This is a genomic window from Cupriavidus sp. 01T418 (assembly GCF_056398885.1).
On the sequence record NZ_JBFTQG010000097.1, the window covers coordinates 1 to 5,048 of the forward strand.

The following is a 5,048-nucleotide window of genomic DNA, read 5'->3' on the forward strand; positions in this document are numbered from 1 at the left end:
GAGCTGTGCCGCACTTGCCGAAAACACGGCCAGCGCCAGCGACAGCATGACCATGAGGATCTGGCATCCGGAGATCAGTCTGGAACGAGTGCGAGTTGGCATATCTGTCTCAGTGTCGTGCGCTTGCGATTTGCTGGCCGGCGCACGGGCCATTTCACCTGCGCGCCAGCAGTGTTTCTAGGGTCGGAAAACTTCCTGGATCAGAACCTTGGTGTTGGGGCTGGCACCATAGCCGATCGCCGAAATGCGGTACACATGGTTAATTGGGCCGGCCTTGATACTTCCAGGACTGCTGTTGGGGATCGGTTCGATCAGGTAGCGCGGCTGCGCGCAGCAGCTCTTCAGTCGCTGAATTCCAGCTGCCGTCGGTGTTGAGGTCGATAAAGACAATGCGGCGGGCGCTCCAGTTGCTGGCGCAGGTGGAGCCGTCGGACGTCGGGCAGACAGTTACCCGCATGTTGCGGGCGGCTTCGCTGCGGAGAAGCGGACAATCTTGCACGATGATACTTGCGGGAATTGCCGGCCAACGCAGCACGGCCTGAGGCAGGCCGAGGGCGTGAGCTTGCTTTTAGTGCCGCGTACACAGACGGTGCAGGCGAACGCCGCCGGCGCGCCAAGCATGGCGTAGCCGGTTGCCCCCCGGCAGCTAGATTGACCCATTTTGACCCTCGTCCCAAAAATGCTTCGCTATGTTTTTTGTTTGCTCTGACCGGGCTTGTTCATTTTTGTTGGAGTATCGGCCACGGAAGTCGGCGAAATCAACCCAATTACTTTTTTTGCAATTTTTACTACCCCTCTCGCGGGTGGACGTAGACACGAGGCAGCAGGCCGACGCCGAGGACCGCGAGGGCGGTGAGGGATTCGATCAGGACATAGCCGCGGAAGTCTTTCCCGCGAGCGGGATAGTGGCGCGTTTGCGCGCGCATTGACATGGCAGCCTCGCATGGAAGACATGATGTCCGAGGATAGCCAGAAGAGCGGCCTGGAAATGTTCCAGACTGTGGAGATGCGTAAGGGAAATGCTAACGGCGGGTTGGCCGGAGGACGTTGAGCGCGAACTATCCCACGCCTGGCGCGAGCCCTGCCTGCGGGGAACAGCGTTCAGAGACCGGCCGGCACCGCCACGGCGTCTTACCAGCAATCAGCGGTCGTGCCAGTCCCCGCAAAGCTTTTCGCGTTGGTCTGATCCAGCGTGAGATTACCGCAAGTGGGATCGGCCTTCACCGGCGTTGCCGTAATGACATAGGACGTGGCGATACCAAAAGGGCCGGAGATCGCGATCGTGTAGGCGCTGCCAGAACAAGAGTCCGCTGAAAAGGTCGAACTCGTACCGGCACACGTGGGCAACTGGAGGGCCGCCGGGTCGACGGTGTATGCGTTGTTGACGGTGTAATACCGTTCCAGGGCCCCTTGTACCCGCAGCACCGCGGATTTCCCCTCCGTCCGCCGGCCTTTGAGCACATAGTTGGTGTAGAGAGGATAGGCGATCGAAGCGAGGATCGCGACGATCGCCATGGCAGTTAACAGTTCCATCAGCGTGAAGCCGCTGTGGCGCCGGGGCTGGATAGTCATGTGATAGGCCTTCATTCCGGATGCTTAGCGACTAGTGCAGTATCTCGCGCCAAGCCAGGCGCCCACTCGGGTTCGCCGCGCTCTCAGCGATGGTCTCGATGTTGGCGCTGGAGCCCGACGATATCTTGCATTCCTTGCCCGGCCCGCATTTGGTCACGGTAGGTGCTGGCGTAATACCCACTGTCGAGCCACGGCCACCGACAGGCACGGCTATCTGTGTCTTGGGATCCGGCAAGAAGTCTGCAGGGGTGAAGCTGTGGTCGCCGTTGACATCGAAGGGGGAGATGTTGGCCAGATGCCCTCCGGTGAGTGCCTGCACCTCCATCAGCCAACTGGTGCCCCCATTTTCGCATTGCGCGGCGGATGGGATCAGCGTCGTGAAAATGATACGGTCTCCTCTCACCGAGGGGCCTTCCTGTCCCAGATTCCGTAGAACGACTGGACAGTCAGGTCGCCAGGATCCGATGTGTCGAGATAGCGGCCGGTCCCGAACARAATGAGGTAGCCGCCGTACGGATTGCGCGTGATGTCCACCGGCGATGTAATGGGTTGCACCTGATTGCTGCTGTTCCTGGCGACAAATAGCGGYGTCCGTGGCTGCGTGCCTGTCTGWGTTCCCGGTACRCCCCAATTTGCGGGGTTGGTACTGGTCACGTCGAATTTCCACAGGTTTCCCAGAAGGTCGCCCGCATAGATGTAGTCGGTGGTGCCGTCCYGGTTGGCATCCGCCGCCGTGGGTTGCGACAAGCCGTTCGGGTTGGTCYTGGAACCCGTGCCGGTGGGAATTTTCAGGTAGTCCRTGCCAGCGACCCAACKCTGGCTGCCRGGCTGGCGGTCGAGAAAGACAATATAGAGGTAGGCGGTACCATCCGCATTGGCGTTGACGGCCGTGCTGTTGTATCCGTTGCCAAAGATCGCGGCCCACCTGCCATTTGCCCCATTTGCCAGCTTGACGATGGACGGYTGGCCAAAGGTGTAGCCGAGGTCCGCGTCCACTTGATTGGTGAATTCCCACAAGACCGYCTGGTTCGCGCTAGCTTCCGTGATGCTGTCGGGCTTTGTTACGTYGAGYGCGAAGATGCCRGCGCCGCCAGCCCCCAGGCTGCCCACCAGCAGCGTGGCCCAGTTGCCGTTGACTTTTGCGTCSCCAGTGACGGGCGTGCCGTCGACGTAGTATTTGTGCGTGTAGCCACGGTTGGCCAGCGCAGGAAGCGTGGCAGCAATGCCGGAGGCAGTGCTGGAGAAGAACGGGGAGGGGATGTAGGCGAAGCTCTCGGCACCGGTGTCTGCCCGGATCGCGTGCAACATGCCATCGTTCGCACCCACATAGAGCATGGGGCTGCGGCCTTTGTTGGTGCTGACAAAAGCAGCGTAATCAGCGTCAGGATAGCCAGCATTGGGAGGGCCGACGTACTGCGGGCTGGAGTTGACGATATCGCCGAGGGCCCAGTTGGTGGACGATGTCAGGGGCCGCGCCCGCAAGGCGCTGCCTTCGTTCGAGTGGTCGCCGCGCAGCCAGTCGAGCCGCTGGCTGCCTTTGCTGTCGGTCTGGTTCAGCGTGGTCTGGTAGGCGGAGGGCAGCCCCACGACGCCAGTCGCGGGCCATCGGAAGGGAATCCCCCCCCTGGCCGTGGCAGTCGCGTCGAACGTCAGGATGTTCCGGTTGCTCGGGGTTGTGCTCTGGGTGGCAAGCTGAGCGCGGGCATCCCAGAGCGGTGTGGTGGTGTTGATATTGCCGTTTGCATCCGCACTCAGCGCCAGCAACTGCCCGGACCAGTTGGCGCCGTTGAACTGTGCCTGATAGATGACCGAACCCGTGTTCAGCGAGGACGAATTGGTGGCGACCGAGGCGGCCGACGAAGTTTGCAGAATATTGAGGAACGCGTTGTTGAGCGCGTTTTGCAGATTGGCCGGGTTGGTGACGTAGAAATAGTTGTCGGGAATGCCGTCCGAGCCAGGATTGCCGTTTGTGTCGTGGTTGTCCCATTCGGTGACAACGTCGGGGGTGCCCGACGCGTTCCCGTCCTTGAATGCACCCCACTTTGCGGCATAGAGCAGGGGATCGAGGAACTGGGCTGCAGAGGTACCCGTGGCGGTATAGCTGGCAGTGGTCTGGACGTTGCCGGGGTTGCAGCTCTGGCAGCCGCCGGTGGTGTTGATATACGCCAGGCCCGTGGGCGTGATGGGGACCAGAGTCGGGTCGTCATAGATATAGCCGTAGGCGCCGGAATGGAAATGGGGACCGTCCGCGTTCGTGCCGGAAATGACGTAGCCAAAGCCTTGGGGGTTGGCTGAGCTGGCAGCAATGACCTGGGTGGAAACCGAGATTGTGTTTCCGCTGACTGTGTAGCTCAGAATGCCCCACATGTCCAGGTCGTAGTCTCCACCGGCAATCGAGTCTTCCCAGTTCACATAGAACCTTCCGCTCGACGAATCCTGCGAAATAACCTTGAAGTCCACGATCTGCCCGGTGCTCGATGTGGCTCCGCTGCCAAGCCTGTAGGCCGGCATCAGCGTGACATTCTTTCCCCCCACATTCACCGTGATGCGGGGCGTATTGGTCGCCAGTTGCACGCCGTAGGAAGTCACCTTGAGGGATGTAGTGTCATTGGACGGTGCCGCGATGCTAACCACATTGGTCGGCGGACGTATGCGGTTGGTGTGCGCGTAGTAGGCAGCGCCYGCGATATTGAAGGTGCCTTGCTGGGAAGGGCTTTCCGGGCATAGGCCGAGAGCCTGGCTGAGCCTGCCGATGACCTTGGCGGAGCACAGGTTGTCCGTAGCGGTCCCGTTGGAGCCAGCGAACCAGCGCTTGCCGTCCACCGCCTCTCCGGTGCCGACCTTGTCTGTCCAGCTGGCGGCTGTGGTCGCCGTGCCAAGACTGCTGAAGCCGCTTAGCTGGTCTCCATCGTAAGAAGAGACACTGGCGTTGAATACCAGGGTGTTTAGCGGCGTGCAGTAGTTGGCGGCTGTCAGGGGATCCCTCCAGGCTTCTGTCGTCAGCCCCAGAGCCTGGTCGCGCGTCGCCGGCGTCGCGGAAAACGTCGGGTCGGCGGTCGCCCCGGCGAGAAATCGCAGTGACTCCATATAGATTTCCGCCATCGGATTGCCCCATGTCGAGCAATTGCCTTGCTGCGCTGGCTGTCCCCCTGCGGTCTGTCCGCCGGAGAGCGTGATGCCGGTCTGCTGATAGGTGCAGTTGTCCGACTTGGAGCTGTCCGTCGGATCGATGTATGAGCCGTCGTTATAGCTGTACCCGTAGATGCGCAGGCGATTGATATTCCAGACGATGCCTTTGACGGATGGTTTGAAGGTGCCATCCGTGGCATTTATTTCCGAATTGAAATCCTGCGGGTTGCGTCTTAGTACACCACCGGAGATATTCCGGTCGTACGTCCCGGTCATCAGGCCGAAGAGCATGGATCCGCTGATGCCGCTGTATGTGTGCAACAAACCGATCGGCTTCTGGGCGCTGT

5 protein-coding genes are annotated in these 5,048 nt (G+C 60.7%); all 5 read right to left on the reverse strand.

From position 1 onward, the window contains the following. Nucleotides 1-177: 177 nt before the first annotated feature. Entirely contained in the window at nt 178-315 is a 138-nt protein-coding gene (locus AC1DQ3_RS36240; RefSeq protein WP_477124910.1) for a pilus assembly protein, read from the reverse strand. Then, the gene (locus AC1DQ3_RS36245) at nt 260-535 is read right to left on the reverse strand and encodes a GspH/FimT family protein (RefSeq protein WP_477124906.1); all 276 of its coding nucleotides are present in this window, start codon (nt 533-535) and stop codon (nt 260-262) included. The genes AC1DQ3_RS36240 and AC1DQ3_RS36245 overlap by 56 nt, the downstream gene beginning before the upstream one ends. A 596-nt stretch (nt 536-1,131) precedes the next feature. Then, nucleotides 1,132-1,587, reverse strand: coding sequence for a type IV pilin protein (locus AC1DQ3_RS36250; protein ID WP_477124907.1), 456 nt, complete (start codon nt 1,585-1,587; stop codon nt 1,132-1,134). Nucleotides 1,588-1,603: 16 nt separating this feature from the next. Then, nucleotides 1,604-1,975, reverse strand: a complete 372-nt coding sequence (locus tag AC1DQ3_RS36255) for a hypothetical protein (RefSeq protein ID WP_477124908.1) — start codon at nt 1,973-1,975, stop codon at nt 1,604-1,606. Then, on the reverse strand, nt 1,972-5,048 hold a 3,077-nt coding region (locus AC1DQ3_RS36260), incomplete at its 5' end, for a pilus assembly protein (protein WP_477124909.1). The genes AC1DQ3_RS36255 and AC1DQ3_RS36260, both read right to left, overlap by 4 nt.

Coding starts and splice junctions, on each gene's coding strand:
- AC1DQ3_RS36250 (WP_477124907.1), bottom strand. CDS start 1,587: ATGAAGGCCTATCACATGACTATCCAGCCCCGGCGCCACAGCGGCTTC.